The organism is Burkholderia sp. Ac-20392 (assembly GCF_017104585.1).
Taxonomy (GTDB): Bacteria; Pseudomonadota; Gammaproteobacteria; order Burkholderiales; family Burkholderiaceae; genus Burkholderia; species Burkholderia lata.
Genome location: NZ_JAAGPB010000119.1, coordinates 1 through 20,340 on the forward strand (window position 1 = coordinate 1; position 20,340 = coordinate 20,340).

At 67.3% G+C, this 20,340-nt stretch carries 18 protein-coding genes; 13 read left to right on the forward strand and 5 right to left on the reverse strand.

What is annotated here, in order from left to right:
- The 6 genes from G3N99_RS15580 to G3N99_RS15605 form a co-directional block, all read left to right on the forward strand.
- Positions 1 to 1,172: TldD/PmbA family protein (locus tag G3N99_RS15580; RefSeq protein ID WP_206122833.1), on the forward strand; the 1,172-nt coding region annotated here is incomplete at its 5' end.
- The gene (locus tag G3N99_RS15585) at positions 1,172 to 2,533 is read left to right on the forward strand and encodes a metallopeptidase TldD-related protein (RefSeq protein ID WP_206122834.1); all 1,362 of its coding nucleotides are present in this window, start codon (positions 1,172 to 1,174) and stop codon (positions 2,531 to 2,533) included. The genes G3N99_RS15580 and G3N99_RS15585, both read left to right, overlap by 1 nt.
- A gap of 21 nt (positions 2,534 to 2,554) precedes the next feature.
- Positions 2,555 to 5,716 (forward strand): multidrug efflux RND transporter permease subunit, encoded by a 3,162-nt coding sequence (locus G3N99_RS15590; RefSeq protein ID WP_206122835.1) that lies wholly within the window; start codon positions 2,555 to 2,557, stop codon positions 5,714 to 5,716.
- Positions 5,717 to 5,822: 106 nt separating this feature from the next.
- Positions 5,823 to 6,470, forward strand: a complete 648-nt coding sequence (locus G3N99_RS15595; protein ID WP_206122836.1) for a glutathione S-transferase — start codon at positions 5,823 to 5,825, stop codon at positions 6,468 to 6,470.
- A gap of 206 nt (positions 6,471 to 6,676) precedes the next feature.
- A complete protein-coding gene (locus G3N99_RS15600; protein ID WP_206122837.1) occupies positions 6,677 to 8,149 on the forward strand; it encodes an ISNCY family transposase in 1,473 nt (490 codons plus the stop codon).
- 57 nt (positions 8,150 to 8,206) lie between these two features.
- Entirely contained in the window at positions 8,207 to 8,389 is a 183-nt protein-coding gene (locus G3N99_RS15605; protein ID WP_206122838.1) for a hypothetical protein, read from the forward strand.
- A gap of 47 nt (positions 8,390 to 8,436) precedes the next feature.
- On the opposite strand, the gene G3N99_RS15610 is transcribed toward G3N99_RS15605, so the two are convergent.
- Entirely contained in the window at positions 8,437 to 9,045 is a 609-nt protein-coding gene (locus G3N99_RS15610) for a PadR family transcriptional regulator (protein WP_206122839.1), read from the reverse strand.
- 93 nt (positions 9,046 to 9,138) lie between these two features.
- Here G3N99_RS15610 and G3N99_RS15615 point away from each other — a divergent pair, with 93 nt between their 5' ends.
- The 7 genes from G3N99_RS15615 to G3N99_RS15645 all read left to right on the forward strand — a co-directional run bounded on the left by G3N99_RS15615 (position 9,139) and on the right by G3N99_RS15645 (position 16,343).
- Entirely contained in the window at positions 9,139 to 10,347 is a 1,209-nt protein-coding gene (locus G3N99_RS15615) for an NAD(P)/FAD-dependent oxidoreductase (RefSeq protein WP_206122840.1), read from the forward strand.
- Positions 10,348 to 10,863: 516 nt separating this feature from the next.
- Positions 10,864 to 12,003 carry an acyl-CoA dehydrogenase family protein gene (locus tag G3N99_RS15620; protein ID WP_206122841.1) on the forward strand — a complete coding sequence of 380 codons (1,140 nt, stop codon included), beginning with the start codon at positions 10,864 to 10,866 and terminating at the stop codon, positions 12,001 to 12,003.
- Positions 12,004 to 12,052: 49 nt separating this feature from the next.
- Complete coding sequence (locus G3N99_RS15625) at positions 12,053 to 12,955, forward strand: CoA ester lyase (protein WP_174947266.1); 903 nt, start codon at positions 12,053 to 12,055, stop codon at positions 12,953 to 12,955.
- Between the two features lie 8 nt (positions 12,956 to 12,963).
- Entirely contained in the window at positions 12,964 to 13,617 is a 654-nt protein-coding gene (locus tag G3N99_RS15630) for a pyridoxal 5'-phosphate synthase (protein WP_206122842.1), read from the forward strand.
- Positions 13,608 to 14,858: a cystathionine beta-lyase gene (gene metC / locus G3N99_RS15635; RefSeq protein WP_241011669.1), complete on the forward strand. Its 1,251-nt coding sequence runs from the start codon at positions 13,608 to 13,610 to the stop codon at positions 14,856 to 14,858. The genes G3N99_RS15630 and metC overlap by 10 nt, the downstream gene beginning before the upstream one ends.
- Entirely contained in the window at positions 14,852 to 15,496 is a 645-nt protein-coding gene (locus G3N99_RS15640; protein ID WP_174947268.1) for a glutathione S-transferase, read from the forward strand. Before metC ends, G3N99_RS15640 begins: the two co-directional genes overlap by 7 nt.
- A gap of 64 nt (positions 15,497 to 15,560) precedes the next feature.
- Positions 15,561 to 16,343: a glutamine amidotransferase gene (locus tag G3N99_RS15645; protein ID WP_174934007.1), complete on the forward strand. Its 783-nt coding sequence runs from the start codon at positions 15,561 to 15,563 to the stop codon at positions 16,341 to 16,343.
- On the opposite strand, the gene G3N99_RS15650 is transcribed toward G3N99_RS15645, so the two are convergent.
- From G3N99_RS15650 to G3N99_RS15665, 4 genes are all read right to left on the reverse strand, one after another.
- A complete protein-coding gene (locus G3N99_RS15650) occupies positions 16,266 to 17,000 on the reverse strand; it encodes an autoinducer binding domain-containing protein (protein ID WP_277396375.1) in 735 nt (244 codons plus the stop codon). The two genes, G3N99_RS15645 and G3N99_RS15650, sit on opposite strands and share 78 nt — an antisense overlap.
- 86 nt (positions 17,001 to 17,086) lie before the next feature.
- The gene (locus tag G3N99_RS15655; protein WP_206122843.1) at positions 17,087 to 17,518 is read right to left on the reverse strand and encodes a hypothetical protein; all 432 of its coding nucleotides are present in this window, start codon (positions 17,516 to 17,518) and stop codon (positions 17,087 to 17,089) included.
- Between the two features lie 59 nt (positions 17,519 to 17,577).
- A complete protein-coding gene (locus tag G3N99_RS15660) occupies positions 17,578 to 19,116 on the reverse strand; it encodes a DHA2 family efflux MFS transporter permease subunit (RefSeq protein ID WP_174934011.1) in 1,539 nt (512 codons plus the stop codon).
- A complete protein-coding gene (locus tag G3N99_RS15665; RefSeq protein WP_302480449.1) occupies positions 19,113 to 20,288 on the reverse strand; it encodes an HlyD family efflux transporter periplasmic adaptor subunit in 1,176 nt (391 codons plus the stop codon). The genes G3N99_RS15660 and G3N99_RS15665 overlap by 4 nt, the downstream gene beginning before the upstream one ends.
- Between the last annotated feature and the right edge of the window lie 52 nt (positions 20,289 to 20,340).

A 20,340-nucleotide genomic window follows, 5' to 3' on the forward strand; every position in this document is an offset into this window, starting at 1 on the left:
CGCCGTGGGCGCTGGTCGATCATCGTCAGGCTGCGCGCCCGCAGGCGAGCGGCACGTATGCGTCGCCCGATGTCGACGCGGCACTGCCGTCGCGCGCGGAATGGATCGAGCGTCTCGCGCATGAATGCGCGGCGGCGAACCTCGGCGCGCGCATCGTCGAGCGCGCGGCGAGCGTGATGATCGTGCACACCGAGCAGAGTTACGTGACGAGCGACGGTGTGCGGATCGACCAGCGTTTCCGTTTCCTGATGCCCGAGCTGCAGGCCGTCGCCCATGGCGACGGCGACACGCAGACGCGCTCGCTCGGTCAATCGGGCACGCTGGCGCAGGGTGGCATCGACGTGCTGGCGCGCTACGGCTTCGACGGCGCCGGCGTGCGGGTTGCCGACGAGGCGCTGCAGTTGCTCGCCGCGCCCAACTGCCCGACCGGCCGGCGCGACCTGCTGCTGATGCCGGACCAGATGATGCTGCAGATCCACGAGTCGATCGGTCATCCGCTCGAACTCGACCGGATTCTCGGCGACGAGCGCAACTTCGCCGGATCGAGCTTCGTCAAGCCGGAGATGGTCGGCCACTATCAATATGGCTCGCCGCTGCTGAACGTCACGTTCGATCCCGAGCCGACGTCCGAAGCCGCGTCCTACGCGTTCGACGACGACGGCACGCCGGCGCGCAAGCAGTACCTGATTCGCAACGGCGTGCTCGAACGGCTGCTCGGCGGGGCGCTGTCGCAGCAGCGCGCGGGCCTGCCGGGCGTGGCCAACTCGCGCGCGTCGAGCTGGAACCGCGCGCCGATCGACCGGATGGCGAACCTGAACGTCGAACCCGGCGACCAGTCGCTCGATGCGCTGATCGCGGGCACCGAGCACGGGATCCTGATGCGCACCAACACGTCCTGGTCGATCGACGACCACCGCAACAAATTCCAGTTCGGCTGCGAATTCGGGCAGCTGATCGAGAACGGCCGGCTCACGCAGGTCGTCAAGCGCCCGAACTACCGCGGCATCTCCGCCCAGTTCTGGCGCAGCCTGCGCGCGGTCGGCGATGCGAGCACGTTCGGCATTTACGGCACGCCGTACTGCGGGAAGGGCGAGCCGGCGCAGATCATCCGTGTCGGCCACGCCGCGCCGGCCTGCGTGTTCGCCGGCGTCGACGTATTCGGAGGCGCGTGATGACGGGATTCGATCCGATGGCACGCCAGGCCGGAATCGACTGGCACGCGCATTTCACCCGGCTCGCCGACGACGCGCAACGGTTGACGACGCCGACCGAAACCGTGCTGCTCGGCTTCTCCGGCGAAACGTCCGACTTCATCCGTTTCAATGGCGGCAGGATTCGCCAGACCGGGCGCGTCACGCAAGGGCGGTTGTCCGTGCGGCTCGTCGACGGGGCGCGACAGGCGCACTCGGCGCTGACCGTCTGCGGCGATGCGGCGGCCGACCTGCGCGAACTGGCGGACGCGGTCGCCGTGCTGCGCGACGGCCTGCGCGATGCGCAGGACGATCCGCACCTGCTGTTCGATACCTCGTCGTGGCTGCAGGAAACGCGTCGCACCGGGCGCCTGCCGAACGCGGACGGGCTCGCGCGAATCGTGGCCGAATGCGCGCGCGGGCTCGACTTCGTCGGCTTCTACGCGGGCGGCACGCTGGCGCGCGGCTTCGCGTCGTCGACCGGCAGCCGCGGCTGGTACGAGGTCGAGAATTTCAACTTCAGCTGGTCGCTGTACGACCCGAGCGGCCGCGCGATCAAGACCGTCTATGCGGGCGACGATTGGAGCGATGCCGCGTTCGCGGCCAAGGTCGACGCGGCCGCCGCGCGGCTGCCCGTGCTCGGCCGCACGCCGAAGGCGCTTGCGCCCGGGCGCTACCGCGCGTATTTCGCGCCGGATGCCGTCCACGAGATGACGAGCCTGCTCGGCTGGAGCGGTTTTTCGGCGCGTGCGCTGGCGAGCGCCCGCAGCCCGCTGCATCGTCTGTACGCGGGCGAGGTTGCGCTCGATCCGCGCGTGTCGATCACCGAGGATTTCTCGCTGGGTATCGCACCGGCGTTCAACGCGGACGGCTACCGGCGTGACAGCGTGCCGCTCGTCGTCGAAGGGCGGGGCGCCGGGCAGCTCGTCTGTGCACGCACCGCGCGCGAGCAGGGAGGCACGCCGAACGGCGCGGACAACGGCGAATCGCCGCAGTCGCTGACGATCGCGGGCGGTATGCTCGCCGAGGCCGACGTGCTGGCCGCGCTCGACACGGGGCTCTACGTCGGCAACCTCTGGTACCTGAACTTCTCGGACCCGATCGCGTGCCGGATGACGGGGATGACGCGGTTCGCGACGTTCTGGGTCGAAGGCGGGCGGATCGTCGCACCGATCGACGCGATGCGGTTCGACGACAGCTTCTACCGGCTGTTCGGATCGGAGCTCGAGCAACTCGGCGCGGCACCGGCGCTGCTCGCGAACGACGATACTTACGGCGAGCGCGCCACCGGAGGCGCGCAGCTGCCGGGGCTGCTCGCGCGTTCGTTCGAGCTCACGCTGTAGCGCGCTCGCCGACACGCGCCGATGCCGTCATTCTTTATCGACCGTCCCGTCTTTGCGTGGATCGTCGCGCTCGCGATCGTCGTCGCGGGCGTGCTGGCCATTCCGCAGTTGCCGATCGCGCAGTATCCGCGCCTGGCGCCGCCGCGGGTCGTGATCACCGCGTCCTATCCGGGTGCGTCGACCGAGACGGTCGATGCCGACGTCGGCAGCATCATCGAGGAGAGCCTCGATGGCGCCGACGGGCTGCTGTACTACGAGACCAGCAGCGACGGCCACGGCAACCTCGAGATCGACGTGACGTTTTCGCCGAGCACGGATCCGGACATCGCGCTCGTCGACGTCAACAACCGCTTGAAGCAGGTCGAGCCGCGGCTGCCGCAGCAGGTCGTCCAGCAGGGGATCGGCGTGTTCAAGGCGGCGAACACGTTCCTGATGCTCGTCACGCTGACGTCGACCGACGGCACGCGCGATTCCGCGCAGCTCGGCGACTACCTGAACCGCTACGTGCTGCGCGAGCTGAAGCGTGCGCCGGGGGTGGGCGCGGCCGAGCTGTGGGATGCCGACGAGGCGCTGCGGGTCTGGCTCGATCCGGTCAAGCTGCGCGAATACGATCTCGGCGCCGACGACGTGATTACAGCGATCAGCGCACAGAACGCGACGGTCACGGCCGGCGCGATCGGCGACGCGCCGTTCGTGCGCGGCCAGCAGCTCACCGCGACGGTCGTGGTCAAGGGGCAGCTGACGTCGCCGGAAGAGTTCGGCCGGATCGTGCTGAAGTCGAAACAGGACGGCTCGGTGGTGAGCGTGGCCGATGTCGCGCGCGTCGAGATCGGCCGCGACGACTATTCGTTCTATTCGCGGCTGAACGGCCGGCCGGCCGCGACGGTCGGCATCCAGCTCGGCCCGCGCGGCAATGCGCTCGAAACGTCGAATGCGATTCGCGCACGGCTTGCCGAGCTGTCGCGGACATTGCCGCCAGGCGTGGCGGTCGAGATTCCGTTCGACGGCGCGCACTTCGTCAAGATCGCGATTCATGAAGTCGTGCTGACGCTCGTCGAGGCCGTCGTGCTGGTGTTCTGCGTGATGTGGCTGTTCCTGCGCGACCTGCGCTACACGCTGGTGCCGACCGTCGTGATTCCGGTCACGCTGATGGGCGCGTTCGTCGCGATGTGGGCGTTCGGGCTGTCGATCAACGTGTTCACGATGTTCGGCCTCGTGCTGGCGATCGGCATCCTGGTCGACGATGCGATCGTCGTCGTCGAGAGCGTGCACCGCGTGATGGAGGAGGGCGTGTCGCCGCGCGACGCCACGCGCCGGGCCATGAAGCGGATCGGCGGGGCGATCGTCGGCGTGACCGCGGTGCTGACGGCCGTATTCGTGCCGATGGCGTTTTTCCCGGGCAGCGTCGGCGGCATCTACCGGCAATTCGCGGTCGCGATGATCGCGTCGATGCTGGTGTCGTCGTTCATGGCGCTGTCGCTCACGCCCGCGTTGTGCGCGAACCTGCTGAAGCCGGTCGCGGGACACGAGGGCGGCACCGGCCGTGCGCGACGACGCGGCATCGGCGCGCGTCTGGCCGACCGGTTCGGTGCAGCCTTCGCGCGCGCCGAAACCGGTTATCGCCGTCTCGCCGTGTTTGCCGTGCGCCGCACCGGCATGGTCGTGGCCGTCTATGTCGCGCTCGTGATCGGATGCGGGCTGCTGTACTGGATGATGCCGGGCGGCTTCCTGCCCACCGAGGACCAGGGGCAGCTACAGGTGATGATCCAGTTGCCGGCCGGCGCCACGCAGGCGCGCACGCTTGCGGTCGTCGAGCGTGTGGAGGCCATCCTGCATGGGGAGCCGGCGATTGCGAACGTGACGAGCGTGATCGGCTGGAGTTTCGTGGGCAGCGGGCAGAACGTCGGGATGGCGTTCGTGGAATTGAAGGACTGGGCGAAGCGCGACGTCGACGCGATGGCGTTGCGCGACCGGCTCAACGGGCGGTTCGGCGCGATCCTCGACGGCGACGTCGAGGCGGCGCTGCCGCCTTCGGTGCGCGGCATCGGGCATTCGGACGGCTTCACGTTCCGGCTCGAGGATCGCGGCGGGGTCGGGCTCGACGCGCTGAAGGCGGCCCGCGAGCAGCTTGCCGAGCGCGCGAAGGCAGATCCGTTGCTCTCCGCCGTGCATTTCGAGGACCTGCCGGACGCACCGCGTATCGAGCTCGATGTCGATCGCGCGAAGGCGTATGCGCTCGGCGTACCGTTCGAGCGGATCGCGGGGCTCCTGGGCGGCACGTTCGGCTCGAACTACGTCAACGACTTCCCGGCGTCGGGCCGGATGCGGCGGGTGATCATCGAGGCCGATCCGGTCGCACGCGCGACCGATACGCAACTGATGGCGCTGACCGTGCCGAACCGTACCGGCGACATGGTGCCGCTGTCGGCCATCGCCGCGCCGCACTGGACGATCGGGCCGGTAATGCTGAACCGCTACAACGGCTATCCGTCGCTCGACATCAGCGGCCGGGCGGCGACCGGCACGAGTTCGGGCGCGGCGATGGCGGAGATGGAGCGGCTTGCCGGTGCGCTGCCGGCCGGGATCGGCTTCGACTGGGTCGATGCGGCGCGCGAGGAGCAGGTCGCCGCGCGGCAGACGCCGCTGCTCGTCGGGTTGTCGGTGCTCGCGGTTTTCATGGCGCTGGCTGCGCTGTACGAAAGCTGGACGATTCCGTTGTCCGTGCTGACGATCGTGCCGCTCGGCATGATCGGCGCGATCGCGGCGGCGCTCGCGCGCGGCATGCCGAACGACGTATATTTCAAGGTCGGGATGATCACCGTGGTCGGGCTGGCGGCGAAGAACGCGATCCTGATCGTTCAGTACGCGCGCGACCTGGCCGGGCACGGCGTGCCGCTGCGGCAGGCGGTGGTCGACGCGGCCGCTGCGCGATTCCGGCCGATCGTGATGACGTCGATGGCGTTCTTGCTGGGCGTCGTGCCGCTCGTGCTGGCGACGGGCGCGGGGGCGGAAAGCCGGCGGTCGATCGGCACGGGCGCGTTCGGAGGCGTGCTGGCGGCGACGGTGTTCGGGCTCGTGTTCGCGCCGGTGGCGTTTCGGGTCGTGGCGTCGGTCGGGCGACGCGGTCGGCGGGTGGCGGTGGCGAAGCGGGATGATCGGCAAGCGGAAGCGGTGAGGGAGTAATGCAGCTTCGCCAGCTGATTATCGTGCGTGGCGTTGATGTTGATCGATTGCGGTCGTCGTGCAGACGACTAGTGGATGATTCAATTCAAGGAGACGGACTCAGACTATGTCCTACGTTTTGTATTACTCGCCGGGTGCGGCAAGCATGGCCGTGCACTGGATGTTGATCGAACTCGGCGTGCCGTTCGAAACGCGCCTCGTCGATATCGATTCGGGTGCGCAGCATACGCCGGAGTATCTGCGGCTGAATCCGGCCGGCCGGGTGCCGACGCTGGTCGTCGACGGCGTGCCGCGGACCGAATCGGCAGCCTTGTTGATGCTGCTCGCCGAGCGTCATCCTGCGTCGGGTCTGGCTCCTGAGCCGGGCTCGCCTGAACGTGTCGCGTGGTTCGAGATGATGATCTATCTTGCCAATTCCGTCTTGCCGGCGATGCGAAACTGGTTTTATGCGGAGACGGATGGCGATCCGCGATGTGCCGAGATGGTGAAGGCGTTTTCGCGGGGGCAAGTCGAGGAGTCGATGACGCATCTCGACAATCTGCTGTCCGACGGTCGTTCGTACCTGATCAACGATCGGTTGAGCACGGTCGATTTCCTGGCGGTGATGCTCATGCGCTGGACGCGTAACATGCCGCGCCCGGCGACGACGTGGGCGAATCTGGGGCGCTATATCCACGAGCTTCGTGCGATGCCGACATTTCTGGAATTGAATGCGCGCGAAGGGCTGACCGAGTGGATGAATCCGGTTGCCTGAGCGTTTCGGAGGCGTTCAAAAGTGCGGCAGTGGCCGGTTGAGGGCTGCTTGCCGCGGGGATTGCAGCTGAAATATCTAATTTGACATAATTATCATTATCGGCGGTTTGTGTGTAGGTCCCAAGTTCAGATGTCGCGTTTCCGCTAAATAAAAATGTCGTGTTTTGGCCTGTAGGTTGATCGTCTGCACCCTTGGGAGCGCCGGCGATGAACGCGACTGGGACGATCACCATGACGATGCGCGAAGTGGATCGGCTGAAGGTCATCGAGGCGGTAGCCGAGTGTCGGCTCAAGCCCGGCCAGGCGGCCGAACGATTGGTTTTGAGCGTGCGGCAGATTGAGCGTCTGGTATTGCGCTATCGCGCGGCCGGCGTGGCCGGATTGGTGTCAGGCAAGCGTGGGCGCCCCAGCAATCATCAGTTGCCGGCTGGCAAGGCGCAACGGGCGCTGGCATTGATCCGCGAGCGCTACGCGGATTTTGGGCCGACGCTGGCCTGCGAGAAGCTGCGCGAATGTCACGGCATTGACCTAGCTGTTGAAACGGTTCGTACGCTGATGAGGGCTTCCGGCCTCTGGATTCCACGCAAACAACGCCCCCCGAAGGTCTACCAACCGCGCAACCGCCGTGCATGCCTCGGGGAGTTGATTCAGATCGACGGTAGTGACCACCGTTGGTTCGAGGACCGTGCGCCAGCTTGCACGCTGTTGGTGTTCATCGACGATGCAACCGGACGGTTAATGGCGCTGCATTTCACGGCGACCGAATCGACGTTCAGCTATTTTGAGGCGCTGTCGAAGTATCTGGATTCGCACGGCAAGCCGATCGCGTTCTATAGCGACAAGGCCAGCGTCTTTTACGTTAAGAAGCGTTCGGAGACCGCGGGCAAAGGCGTCACGCAGTTTGGCCGAGCACTGTACGAGCTCAATGTCGACGCGTTCTGTGCCAACTCAAGTCAGGCCAAGGGGCGTGTGGAACGGGCCAATCTGACGTTGCAGGACCGGCTCGTCAAAGAGCTTAGACTGCGCGGAATCAGCACACGGGAGGCTGCCAATGCGTATGCGCCCTCCTTCATCGCAGACTTTAACCGTCGCTTCGGCAAACCGCCGAAAAGCGATCACGACGCACACCGGCCACTGCGTGCTGATGAGGATCTGAGGCAAATACTGTCGTATCGCGTGTCGCGCAAGGTATCCAACGCGTTGACAGTGCAGTACGACCGCGTGATGTACCTGCTCGCCGATTCGGCGGCCAATCGGAGCCTCGTGCACGAATACGTCGAGGTCGTCGAATATCCGGACGGGATGATCGAGGTACAGGCCAACGGCGCGGTGCTGTCATGCCAGCAATACGATCGCATCACGCGCATCGATCAAGGCGCTGAGGTCGAGAACAAGCGGCTGTCCAGCGCACTGGAAGTCGCACGGCGCATCCAGAATATGCGTGACGATCGCCGCGCTTCCGACTCACCGTCGCGCACCCATTGCGGTGCCGAGGTCCAGGCAAAGAAGGCCCTCATCGGGCTGAAGAAGCAGCGCGCCATTGAGCTTGCCGACCTGAATCAAGCCATTCTTGAAGTCAGTGTTGAAGGAATCAGGGGCCGGGGGGCGGCTTCGCCGCCCCACCCCAACCCCATAAACAAAGACAAGGCAAAACCCAAACACCGCGACATTTCAATTTAGCGGGAAGCCCGACAATTGAACTTAGCGGGGACATTGTGTTGTGGTGGCTAGATTGAAATGTCCGCTTTCGTGCCGCGTAAGCTGGCCGGCCGCCGGGTGTCCGGCGCCGGAGGCTTCAACGGCGGCAACGGAATCGGCCCGACGCCGGATGCACGACCCTCTACGGATTTCGCCAAACTCAACGCCGAGCGCACGCGAGGTCCAGACGACCTCGATTCGATCAATTGCCTTGATGCTTGACATCGGCGGACCAACCGCAGAAAGCCAGCCGCAAACCCCGCGACGAACTATCCGAACTGCGCCGCCAGCTCGCGCAGATATTTCTCGTTCCAGGTCATCGCGCCCGACTCGAGCTCCGAGATCAATCCATCCAGCCATTGGATCTCGGCGTTCAGCAGCACCTGCTTGTACTCGTCGTCCAGCATGACGAGGCGCGGCAACCCCTTGTCTTGCCACGTCCTGAAGGTCGACACCGACTCGCTCAATTGCTGCTTCAGCGTTTCGCTGCGCTGCTGAAGCTGCGTACGCACGACCTCGGGTGTCAGCGCCATGATCGTCGCGAGCGCGGCCGGGAACTCGTTGAATTCCCGTCGAGGCTCGCCGAGCATCGCTTCCAGCCATGCGTAGAACGTCTTCCTGCCCAGCGGCGTGATCTCGTAGACCACCCGCTCGGGACGCCCTTCCCCTTGCGCCGTCTCGCGAACGCGGATGAGTTCGGCCGTCTTCAGCTGGGAAAGGGTCTGGTAGACGCTGTTGCGTTGCGCGACGTTGACCACGTTGTCTTTGCCGCGCTGCCGGATGAGTTCGTGCATGCGGTACGCGTGCGACGGGGCCTCCAGCACAAAGCCGAGAATCACCATCGCGAGCGGAGAAGGTTGCCTCGAGCGGGGTTTCAATTGCGGATCCTGGTATCGAAGAATGGCATGGCTTGCTTCCATAGTCATACTTTGACTATACTGTAGTCATAATATGATTATGAGGTGGTCGAAATGGCGAAGGTGCAGCATGCTTTGATTGCCGGCGGCGGCATCGCGGGCCCCGTTGTCGCGCTGGCGCTGGCCAGGGCCGGTATCCGCTCGACCATCTACGAGTCGTATGCGGCGCCCGCGGACGGCATCGGGGCAAGCCTGATGGTTTCGCCCAACGGGCTCGAGGCACTGAAGATCGTCGGCGTGGACGCCGCGCTTCGTGTGGTGAGCCAGCCAATTGCCCGGATGGCAATGGCGGATGACCGAGGCAAGGTGCTGACCCGGTTCGAGGGTCTGGAAGGCATGCAGCCGAGCCGCGTCGTGTATCGCTCCGATCTGTACCGGGTGCTGCGCGATGCCGTGGTGGAGGCGAACATTCCGGTTGTGCACGGCAAGCGGCTCGTGAGCGCGAGCGAGACGGCCGATGGTGTTCTCGCGTCGTTCGAAGATGGCAGCCACGCGGGCGGCGACATCCTGATCGGCGCTGACGGTATCCGCTCCACGGTGCGTGGCCTGATCGATCCCGGCGCGCCGGCGCCCCGCTATGCGGGCACCCTGGGTTTCGGCGCGCTGGTGCCGCTCGATACGCTGCGCATTCCCGTCGACACGATGACCTTCGTGTTCGGCAAGCATGCATTTCTCGGCTACTGGGCGGATCCGGATCGCGGTATCTGCTGGTTCGGCAATCTGCCGTATGCGATGCCTGCGTCGATGGAGGTCGTACGCGAGATTCCGGCGGTGCAGTGGCTCGCGCAACTGCGCGAGCTATACGGGGATGACTATCCCGCGCAAACGCTGCTCCGAAACACCGACCCTGATCAGCTATTCGCGCCCATTGCCAGCGAGATGATGCCGCCTGTTCCGCGCTGGCATAGCAACCGCATGGTGCTGGTCGGCGACGCCGTACATGCGCCGTCGTCGAGTTCCGGCCAGGGGGCGTCGCTCGCCATTGAAAGTGCGATTCAGCTTGCACGTTGTCTGCGCGATATTCCGGCGCCCGCTCTGGCATTCGCACGCTACGAGCAGTTGCGTCGCGCGCGTGTCGAAGCGATCGCGGCGGCTGCGGCCAGGACCAACACGCGAAAGGCAATGGGACCGTTGGCCAAGGCGCTGATGCACTTCGTCATGCCTGTCGCGCTGAAGACGGTTTTCAATCCGGCAAAGCGGCTGGCTTCCGATCACGCGTATCGGATCGACTGGGATGCCACCGCACTGCCCGCGTCTCGTTGATTGCGAGAACGGGATCGTCCCATCGCGACTACTTTACCCACCCGCACGCGTGCGGAGGTGGTGCGCCTGGTCGAGCCTGGATGGCTGGTCGAAGTGACCGTCACGGCAGCGAAGGTCGTCCATGCCTGACGTTTCGGAAGCTGGCCCGACAATCGTGAACGAGCAGCGCTTCAATGCAGCATGTGCCATTGCCCCGACGCGCGATCGTGACGAGATTTCGTGAGGAATTGACGTCGGTTGCCCGCATCCGGTGCGACTGACTTCGAATAGCCAGAGCGACTTGCAGGTGCGTCACGAACGCCGGCCCAGGCTCCCGTGACGGCCTGAACCCGAGCGACGCGCGAAGCGTGCAATCGAACGCACCCGACGCGCATCCATACCCCCCACCCCCGCCGTACCACCCCGCCCGGCAACTACCACTACTGCCAGTACCTCCCCCGTCCGTGCCCCCGTACTCTTGTCGGCATCGCTGGCGCGCCGTTCAAGGCCGCGCCGCTTCGACCGGAGACACGACAGATGCCATTTGACTGGACGCAGGAACAGCATGCGACGCTCGCGCGCTTTCGCGACATCGGCACGGAGATCGCCGCCGCGGAGCGCGACGCTCGCGCGCCGGCAGGATTCGATGAAGCCGGCTGGACCCGGCTGGGCCAGGAAGGACTGTGGGACATGATCGTGCCGGAGACGTACGGCGGCGACGGTCACGGCTGGTGGCACTTTTCCGCGGCGCTGGAGGGGCTCGCATCGTCGATCCGCCGCCCGGCGCTGCTGCTGTCGGTGATTGCGCAGGCCGGCATGGTGCGCGCGCTCGAACGTTACGGTACCGCGACCCAGCAGGACCGCTATTTCGGCGCGATCCTGCGCGGCGAACTGAGCGCGACGGCGATCGCCGAACCGGGTACCGGCACCGACGTGCGCAGCATTGCGACGAAGCTCGTCGAGCACGGCGACGGCTACCGGCTGACCGGCAGCAAATTCAACATTGCGCACGCGCCGCTTGCCCGTTTCATCCTCGTCGTCACGCGCATCGAGACACTTGGCCGACGCAACACCGCGCTCGTGATCGTCGATCGCGACCAGCCGGGCATGACGGTCGCCGAACCCGACCGCAAGCTCGGCCTCGACGATCTGCCGACCGGCGCGCTGCACTTCGACGATTGCCCGATCACGCGCGGCCAGTTGCTGGGCGAACCGGGCGCCGGGCTCGGCAACCTGATCGACATCATTTCGCTCGGCCGCCTCTACTACGGCCTCGTCGCCGCGCAGGTGACGGCGCCGTATCTGCGCGACGCGATCGGCTATTGCCGCGAGCGCCGCAGCTTCGACAGCACGATCGATGCGCACCAGTACGTGCAGCGCCGTCTCGTCGACCTGCAGATCGGCATCGAGCGCGGCACGTGGCTCGCGCGCGGCGCGCTCGCGCAGTTGCTGACGGATCACCCGCAAGCGCTGATGACCTGCTCGATCGCGAAGCTGGTCGGTGCGCAGGATCTCGTCGACGGCGCGCTCGGCCTCGTGCGGCTGTACGGCAGCCTCGGCTACCAGGCCGGGCCGGTGGCCGCATTCGCGTCGGACGCGCTGGGCTTCATGAGCGTCGGCGGCACCGAGGAAATGCATCGCAAGAACATCTTCAACCAGATGATGCGCGCCGGCTGAACGCTCGCGCCATCGATACGCGTACCACGCGCCCTACAGGAATCCACGCATGACAACGACCCACCGACGCCCTTCCCGCCTGCGCCGCTCCTGGCTGTTCCTCGCCGGCGCCGATCACGATGCGCTCGTTGAAGGCGCCGCCAGCGGCGCTGACGTCTTGATCCAGGAACTCGAAACCTTTACGCCGCCCGACCGGCGTCCGGCCGCGCGCGAACTCAGCGAGCGCGTGCTCGCGGGCTGGCGCGATGCCGGCATCCTCGCATCCGTGCGCGTGAACCCGCTCGATGCGGGCGGCATCGACGACTTGCGCGCCGCGATGCGCGGCCGGCCGGACATCGTGATGATGTCGTACGTTGCGACACCCGAGCAGGTCGTCGCACTCGACGAGGCGGTCACGCGTTTCGAGCGCGAATACGACATCGCGCCCGGCTCGACGGAGCTGGTGCCGAACATCGAGACGACGCTCGGCCTCGTGAACACGATGGCGATCGCGCGTTCGAGCCCGCGCGTGTCGGCCGTGCTGGTCGCGACCGAGGATATGGTGGCCGACATGGGCGCCGAGCGCACCCGTGCGGGCCGCGAGCTCGACTATGTGCGTTCGCGTTTTCGTGTGGAGTGCGCGGCGGTCGGCGTCACCGCGATCGACTGCCCGTACAGCTATGCCGACAACGAAGGCGCGGAGCTCGACATGCGCGTGTCGCGCGGCCTGGGCTATCAGGCCAAGGCGATCGTCAACGGGCAGTTCGTGCCGGTCGTGAATCGCGTGCTGACGCCGACGGCCGATGAAGTCGCCCTCGCCCGTCGCGTGATCGACGCGTTCGACACCGCACGGCGCGCCTCCGGTGGCCGCCGCGTGGCCGCGGCCGTCGTCGACGGTTTCCTCGCGGAAGTCCCCGACTATCTCGCCGCGCATCGGCTGATCGCCCGCGCGACGCAATTCGGCATCGCCTGAGGCCCGCCATGGATACGATCGCCACGCGCCTGAAGGCGCTGAAAACCCTCGCGCATGCGGCGCCGCACGTTCCGGCCGAGGACTGGCCCGACACGCCGCAAGCGCAATTCGAACGCTGGCTCGACGAAGCCGTTGCCGCGGGCGCCGTCGAACCGCAGGTGATGACGCTGTCGACGGTTCGCCCGGACGGGCGGCCCGACGCGCGTTCCGTCGTACTGCTGAACGTCGATGTGCGCGGCTGGCATTTCGCGGCGAGCACGCGCAGCCCCAAGGGGCGCCAGATCGAAAGCCAGCCGTTCGCCGCGCTGACGTTCTATTGGCCGGCGATCGCGAGCCAGGTCCGCCTGAGCGGCCCGGTCGAGCGGCTGCCATCCGCCGAAGGCCGTGCGGATTTCGCGGGCCGCCCCGAGCGCTCGCGCGCAAGCATCCTGGCCGGCCGGCAAAGCGAACGGCTCGACGATCCCGCCGACCTGACGCGCGCGATCGACGCGCAGCTCGCGCGGCTGGCCGCCGACCCGGCCCTCGTGTCGGACGACTGGCACCTGTACACGCTCGCGCCGGACGAAGCCGAATTCTGGCGTGCCGACAGCGCGCGCCGCTTCGCGCGGCAGGCGTACCGTCGTGCCGAACAGCGCTGGGAACGGTGTGCGCTATGGCCTTGAAGTCCGCCGCACCCCCGTCGCAAGGCGACACCCTGCATGACCGAATCGACGGCCGGATGCACGAAGACACGCGGCTCATGCACGCAGGCCGCGACAGCGCGGCCTGGCACGGCTTCGTCAATCCGCCCGTCTATCACGCGTCGACCGTGCTCAGCCCGACGGTGTCCGATCTGCTGAACCGCACGCAGCCGTATATCTACGGCCGCCGCGGCACGCCGACGACCGACGCGCTCGAACGCGCGGTGACGAGCCTCGAAGGCGGCGCCGGCGCGGTGCTGTGTCCGTCGGGGTTGTCCGCGTGCACGCTCGCGCTGCTGTCCTGCCTGAAGCCCGGCGATCACCTGCTGATGACCGCATCGGTCTACGGCCCGGTGCGCCATGCGTGCGAAGGCGTGCTCGCGCGGCTCGGCGTCGAGACGACCTGGTACGACGGCAGCACGCCCGTCGCGGCCGCATTCCGTGCGAACACGCGCGCGCTGTACATCGAAGTGCCGGGCTCCTACACGTTCGACATGCACGATATCCCCGCGCTCGTTGGGCTCGCGCAGGCGCACGGCGCGCTGGTGATCGCGGACAACAGCTGGGCCACGCCGCTCTTCTTCCAGCCGCATGCGTTCGGCATCGACCTGTCGATCCAGGCCGGCACCAAGTATCTGGTCGGGCATTCCGATGCGATGCTCGGCACCGTATCGGCCAGCGAACGCGCGTGGCCCGCGTTGAAGCAACTGCATGGCGATCTCGGACTGTGCGCCGGCCCCGACGACGTCTATCTCGCTCTGCGCGGGTTGCGCACGCTCGGCGTGCGGTTGCGGCAGCACCAGCGCAATGCGCTTGCGGTCGCGACCTGGCTTGCGGCGCGCCCCGAAGTGCAGCGCGTGCTGTATCCGGCCCTGCCCGGCGACGACGGACATGCGCTGTGGCGCCGCGATTTTCGTGGTGCGTCGGGGCTGTTCTCGATCGTGCTGCAGCCGGCGCCGCCGCGCGCGGTCGAAGCGTTTCTCGACCACCTCGCGCTGTTCGGGCTCGGCTATTCGTGGGGCGGCTACGAGAGCCTCGCGTTGCCGTTCGAGCTGGACGCGCACGGCCTCGCGGCACGCTGGCCGGCCGACAGCCGCGGCGTGCGCCTGCATGTCGGTCTCGAGGACCCGGACGATCTGATCGCCGATCTTGCAGCCGGTCTCGATCGCTATGCGGCATGCGCGCAGCAGGCCGCCGCTTGCGAGGATGCCGTGCGATGCTGACCGTCTGGGGCCGCCGCACGTCGTTCAACGTGCAGAAGGTGTTGTGGCTGATCGGTGAGCTGGGCGTGCCGTACCGGCACATCGCGGCGGGCGGCGAACACGGCTCGCTGCAGACGCCCGCGTTCGCGGCGCTGAACCCGACCTGCCGGATTCCGGTGATCGACTGGGATGGCGACGTCGTGTGGGAGTCGCACACGATCCTGCGCTATCTCGCCGCGCGCGTGCCGAACAATCCGTTCTGGTGCCGCGACGCGTTCGCCCGTTCGCGTGCGGAGCGCTGGATGGACTGGTCGCAGACCTCGCTCGAACCCGACGTGATGACCGGGCTGTTCTGGGCACTCGTACGAACGCCATCGGAGCGGCGCGACGATGCGCTGGTGCGCGACAAGGCCGCGCGCAGCGCAACGCATTTCCAGCTGCTCGACCGGCTGCTGTCGACCCAGCCTTTCCTTGGCGGTGCGACGCCGGGCCTGGCCGACATTCCGGCCGGCGCGACGCTGTTCCGCTATTTCGCGCTCGACGTCGAGCGGCCGCCGTTGCCGCACGTCGAGGCCTGGTACGACCGCCTGTGCCGGCGGCCCGCCTATCGCGAACAGGTGATGGTGTCGTTCGACGCGTTGCGCGGCCAGCCGGGCTGACTGCCTGCATGACGACCGTCACGACCTCCCGAACTCACGCCCCTATCGACCCTCCCGACACGACATGACGCACTCCGCCCTTCGTCCGATCCTGATCGTCCTGCATCGCGAACAGTCGAGCCCTGGCCGGATCGGCCGGCTGCTGGCCGCCCGCGGCCATCCGCTCGACATTCGCCGTCCACCGCTCGGCGATCCGCTGCCGGCGACGCTGGCCGACCATGCGGGCGCCGTGGTGTTCGGCGGCCCGATGAGCGCCAACGACGGCGATCGCTGGATTCAGGACGAAATCGACTGGATCGGCGTGCCGCTGCGTGAGTCTGCGCCCTTCCTCGGTGTCTGCCTCGGTGCGCAGATGATGATCCGTCACCTGGGCGGCCGTGTGAGCGCGCATCGTGACGGGCGCGCGGAAATCGGCTATTGGCCGATTGCCGCGACGCCCGCCGGCCGGCGGCTCGGGTCGTGGCCGTCGCACGTCTACCAATGGCATCGCGAGGGCTTCGAGCGTGTTGCCGGGCTCGAGATCCTCGCGACCGGCGAGCACTTCGAGAACCAGGCCGTTCGCTACGGGCCGCACGCGTATGGCGTCCAGTTCCATCCGGAAGTGAGCTATCCGATGATGCGGCGCTGGAGTACGGCCGCCGCGCACAAGCTGTCGGCGCCCGGTGCGCAGGATCTCGCGACGCAGGCGCACGAAGGCCGGCGGCACGACCGCGCGACGGCCGCGTGGCTCAGCGCGTTTCTCGACCGCTGGCTCGACGATGCGCCGGCATCAGGTCGGCACCGTCACGTCGGAGATGCTGATCAGCCCCCACTCGACCGCACGCAGCACGGCTTCGTGCCGACGTGACACGTTGAACTTGCGGCGGATGTTCATGAAGTGGAAATTGATGCATGACTCGGTCACGTTCAGGATATGGCCGATCTCCCACGACGTCTTGCCGGCCGCGTGCCAGCGCAGGCATTCGACTTCCCGGCGGCTGAGCCGCGGCACGCTGTCGGGCGGTGCATGGCAGCGCGTGCCGGCGATCGCTTCGCATGCAACATCGCGCAGCAGCGTCAGCGCCGCGAGATGGCGGTCGCAGTGCTCGCGCGTGGCGGCGAGCTCGTCCGTGCTCGCGCACAACAGCATGCCGACCTCCCCCTTCGCGCCGCGCACCGGCAGCACGACGCCGCTGCGCATGCCGTACGCGGCCGCCGCTTCGTAACACGGGCGCTGCTCCGGCAGCGCGAACAATGCGTCGTCCCAGACGAGCGGCAGTGCCGAACGGAAGCAATGCCGCAGCATCGGGTCGACGCGGTCGAACTGGCGTTGCCGGTACAGCGCCGTCCAGCCGGGCACGCCGCTGCTCCATTTGCGCGCGAGATCGAACGACGCGCCGGTAAACGGCAACACGATCAGCACGACCTTGTCGAACCCCATCCCGGCGGCCGCGTCGGTCATTCGCTGCCATGACGCGTCCGTGTCGCCGGGTACCAACCATTTCAGACAATCCAGTCCATACATACAAGCCACCCCGTTCGTTTAGTTGGAATCTGCATTCAGGCGGACTTGCGCAACCGGTTCGAGACGTTGCGCGCGAACGGGCCGCGCTAGACCGCCTCAGTCAGACGTCGCCGGCCTGCCTGCTTCGCGTCGTCGAGCGAAGCCGTCACGTCGAACGGAATGCCGAACGCCTTTTCGATGCCGGACGCGTTCGCGAGGGCCGCTTCACGCTCGGCGGGGTCCGGTTCGATCGTGATGAGCGCACGGCAGACCGCGGCGAGCGCGGTGCGGTTCTGCTTGAGCCACATGCCGCGTTCCTTGCGGTCGTCGTGCGCTTCGTCCGGGCGGGCCGGCGGAAAGATCATGACAAACGGCGCGCCGTGCCGCATCAGCACGTGCATGTCGTCGAGCCAGCGCTGCGCGTAGCCGGTGGATGCGATCGCGTCGTTGCGCACGACGACGAGCGGGAATTCCGTCACGTCGAACACGGCGAGCGTCGCCAGGTCGGGCGTCTTGGCGCCGGCGTGGGGGGTAGGCATCGGGACAATCTCCATCGAGTTGAACAGCATGGGTTGGAACGGGCCGCGCAGCGCCCGCTTCATCGTTTCGCGGCGGCACCGGGGCCGAACGGCGGACGGGCGAGCCAGACCACCGCGATCACCGCGAGATATACGCAGCCGAGCGCGAATGAAACGTCGTTGAACGAGATCTGGTACGCCTGTGCGTCGACCAGGTTGCTCAGCAGCGTGGCCGCGCGTTGCGGATCGCCGCCGCCGAGCCGCGCGACTTCGGCCCGCACGGCCGGATCGAACCCGCTCACGTGCTCGCTGAGCTGCGCGTGATGCAGGATCGCGCGCCGGTCCCACAGGAACGACGTGATCGACACCGCGAAGCTCGCGCCGAGCGTGCGCAGGAACGTCGACAGGCCGGAGCCGGCGGCGATCTCGTCCGGCTTCAGGTCGGACAGCAGGATGCTGTTGATCGGCATGATGAACAGCGCGAGGCCGAGGCCCTGCAGCAGCTGGATCAGCGCGATGTGCGTGAAGTCGATGTCGGGCACGAAGCCCGCGCGCAGGAACGACGACGTGCCGAGGATCGCGAACGCGCAGCACACGAGCATGCGCATGTTGAAGCGCGGCGCGTACTTGCCCATGAACGGCGTCATCAGCACCGGGATCACGCCCATCGGCGCGACGGCGAGCCCGGCCCAGAACGCCGTGTAGCCGAGCGTGCGCTGCAGCCACTGCGGCACGATCACGTTGACCGCGAAGAACGCCGAATACGCGAGCACGAGCGTCAGCGTGCCGGCCGCGAAGTTGCGATGCGCGAAAAGCCGCAGGTTCACGATCGGATTCGGCTCGTTGAGCTCCCAGATCAGGAACAGCGCGATGCCGAACGCGGCGACCACCGACATCACGACGATGAACGTCGAGTTGAACCAGTCGGCTTCATTGCCCTTGTCGAGCACGATCTGCAGTGCGCCGACGCCGACGATCAACGCGGCGAGGCCGATATAGTCGACGCGCGCGGCAACCGTCGTCTCGACGCGTGCACGCATCTGCGCGAACACGCACATCGCGGCGAACACGCCGATCGGCAGGTTGATCAGGAACGCCCAGCGCCACGAGTAGTGCTCGGTCACCCAGCCGCCGAACACGGGCCCCGCGATCGGCGCGACGACGGTGACCATCGCGATCATCGACAGCGCGAAGCCGCGCCGCTGCGGCGGGTAGATCGACAGCATCAGCGCCTGCGTGGTCGGGATCATCGGCCCGGCCACCAGGCCCTGCAGCGCGCGGAACGCAATGAGCTGCGGCAGGTTCTGCGCGAAGCCGCACAGCAGCGATGCGAACGTGAACGCAAGCGTCGCCCACACGAACAGCCGCACCTGTCCGACGCGCTTGACGAGAAACCCGGTCAGCGGCAGCGCGATCGCATTGCTGACCGAGAACGTCGTGACGACCCACGCGCTCTGCGTCGTGCTCACGCCGAAGTTGCCGGCGATCGTCGGCAGCGACACGTTCGCGACGGTGCCGTCCAGCACCTGCATGAAGACCGCGAGCGCGAGGCCGAAAGTCGTCAGCCCAACGCTCGACGGACGAAAGCCGCTGTCGGCGGCCGCCATCGGGCCGCTCATCGCACGGCCTCCGTACGCACCGCCGCCGGCAGGTTCGCATGGATGACGTCGGCGATCAGGCTGTCGGCACGCGCGAGCTCGTCGCGATACACGTCGGTGTGGAATATCGGCGCGCGCTGCTCGCGATGCGACAGCATCGCCCCGCTGCGGTCGTGCTGGTCGACGCGCGCGTGCATCGACAGGCCGATGCGCAGCGGATGCGCGTCGAGCTGCGCCGGGTCGGTCAGTTCGATGCGGACCGGCAGCCGCTGCACGATCTTGATCCAGTTGCCGGTCGCGTTCTGCGCGGGCAGCAGCGAGAACGCGCTGCCGGTGCCGACGCCCAGGCTCTGCACGCGGCCGGTGTAGCGCACCGCGTCACCGTACAGGTCGGCGGTCAGTTCGACCGGCTGCCCGATGCGCATGTGCTCGAGCTGCTTCTCGGTGAAATTCGCGTCGACCCACAGCTCGCGCAGCGGCACGACCGCAAGCAGCGGCACGCCGGGCGACACGCGCTGCCCGACCTGCACCGTACGCTTCGCGACATAGCCGGTGACGGGCGTGACGACCTCGGTGCGGGCATGCGCGAGATAGGCGGCCCGCAGTCGTTCGGCCGCGGCCTGCACGTCCGGGTGTGACGCGACCGCGGTGTCGTCGATCAGCGCCTTGCTCGTCTGGTGCTGCTCGCTCAACGTCGCCAGCGCGCTCTGCGCGGCCGCGTATGCGCTTTGCGCGGACGTCAGCGTGTCGCGTGCATGCGCGAGTTCCTCGCGTGAAATCGCGCCGGAGCGGCCGAGATCCTCGCGGCGGCTGTAGTCGGCCTTCGCCTTGTCGAGCGCGGTGCGGCGCGTATCGAGTTCGGCGCGTGCGCCGTCGATGCTGTTCGCCAGCCCACGCTCGTTGCTGTACAGGCCGCGCACCTTGCGCACCGTTGCCGCGAGATCGGCCTGCGCGGTCGCGAGCGCGATCTGCGCGTCGCTCGGGTCGAGGCGGACGAGCGGCGTGCCGGCGCGTACGAGGTTGCCGTCGTCCGCGTCGATCGACACGACGGTGCCCGTCACCTGCGGCGTCAACTCGACGACGTTGCCTTGCGCGTACGCGTTGTCGGTGGATTCGTACCAACGCCCGACGATCACGTACCAGATGCCCCAGCCGATGATGCCGAGCGCGAACACGGCGATGAGCGCGCGCACCAGATGCTTGCGCCGAGCGGGCGGCGGCGTCGCGGGTGCACCACCGCCCGGC

Excerpts from the sequence above, each read along its gene's own strand:
- G3N99_RS15595 (WP_206122836.1), top strand. The coding sequence starts at position 5,823 with ATGTCCTACGTTTTGTATTACTCGCCGGGTGCGGCAAGCATGGCCGTG.
- G3N99_RS15630 (WP_206122842.1), top strand. The coding sequence starts at position 12,964 with ATGGATACGATCGCCACGCGCCTGAAGGCGCTGAAAACCCTCGCGCAT.
- G3N99_RS15660 (WP_174934011.1), bottom strand. The coding sequence starts at position 19,116 with ATGAGCGGCCCGATGGCGGCCGCCGACAGCGGCTTTCGTCCGTCGAGC.
- G3N99_RS15615 (WP_206122840.1), top strand. The coding sequence starts at position 9,139 with ATGGCGAAGGTGCAGCATGCTTTGATTGCCGGCGGCGGCATCGCGGGC.
- G3N99_RS15620 (WP_206122841.1), top strand. The coding sequence starts at position 10,864 with ATGCCATTTGACTGGACGCAGGAACAGCATGCGACGCTCGCGCGCTTT.
- G3N99_RS15600 (WP_206122837.1), top strand. The coding sequence starts at position 6,677 with ATGAACGCGACTGGGACGATCACCATGACGATGCGCGAAGTGGATCGG.
- G3N99_RS15585 (WP_206122834.1), top strand. The coding sequence starts at position 1,172 with ATGACGGGATTCGATCCGATGGCACGCCAGGCCGGAATCGACTGGCAC.
- G3N99_RS15590 (WP_206122835.1), top strand. The coding sequence starts at position 2,555 with ATGCCGTCATTCTTTATCGACCGTCCCGTCTTTGCGTGGATCGTCGCG.
- G3N99_RS15650 (WP_277396375.1), bottom strand. The coding sequence starts at position 17,000 with ATGTATGGACTGGATTGTCTGAAATGGTTGGTACCCGGCGACACGGAC.
- G3N99_RS15605 (WP_206122838.1), top strand. The coding sequence starts at position 8,207 with ATGTCCGCTTTCGTGCCGCGTAAGCTGGCCGGCCGCCGGGTGTCCGGC.
- G3N99_RS15645 (WP_174934007.1), top strand. The coding sequence starts at position 15,561 with ATGACGCACTCCGCCCTTCGTCCGATCCTGATCGTCCTGCATCGCGAA.
- G3N99_RS15655 (WP_206122843.1), bottom strand. The coding sequence starts at position 17,518 with ATGCCTACCCCCCACGCCGGCGCCAAGACGCCCGACCTGGCGACGCTC.
- G3N99_RS15640 (WP_174947268.1), top strand. The coding sequence starts at position 14,852 with ATGCTGACCGTCTGGGGCCGCCGCACGTCGTTCAACGTGCAGAAGGTG.
- metC (WP_241011669.1), top strand. The coding sequence starts at position 13,608 with ATGGCCTTGAAGTCCGCCGCACCCCCGTCGCAAGGCGACACCCTGCAT.
- G3N99_RS15625 (WP_174947266.1), top strand. The coding sequence starts at position 12,053 with ATGACAACGACCCACCGACGCCCTTCCCGCCTGCGCCGCTCCTGGCTG.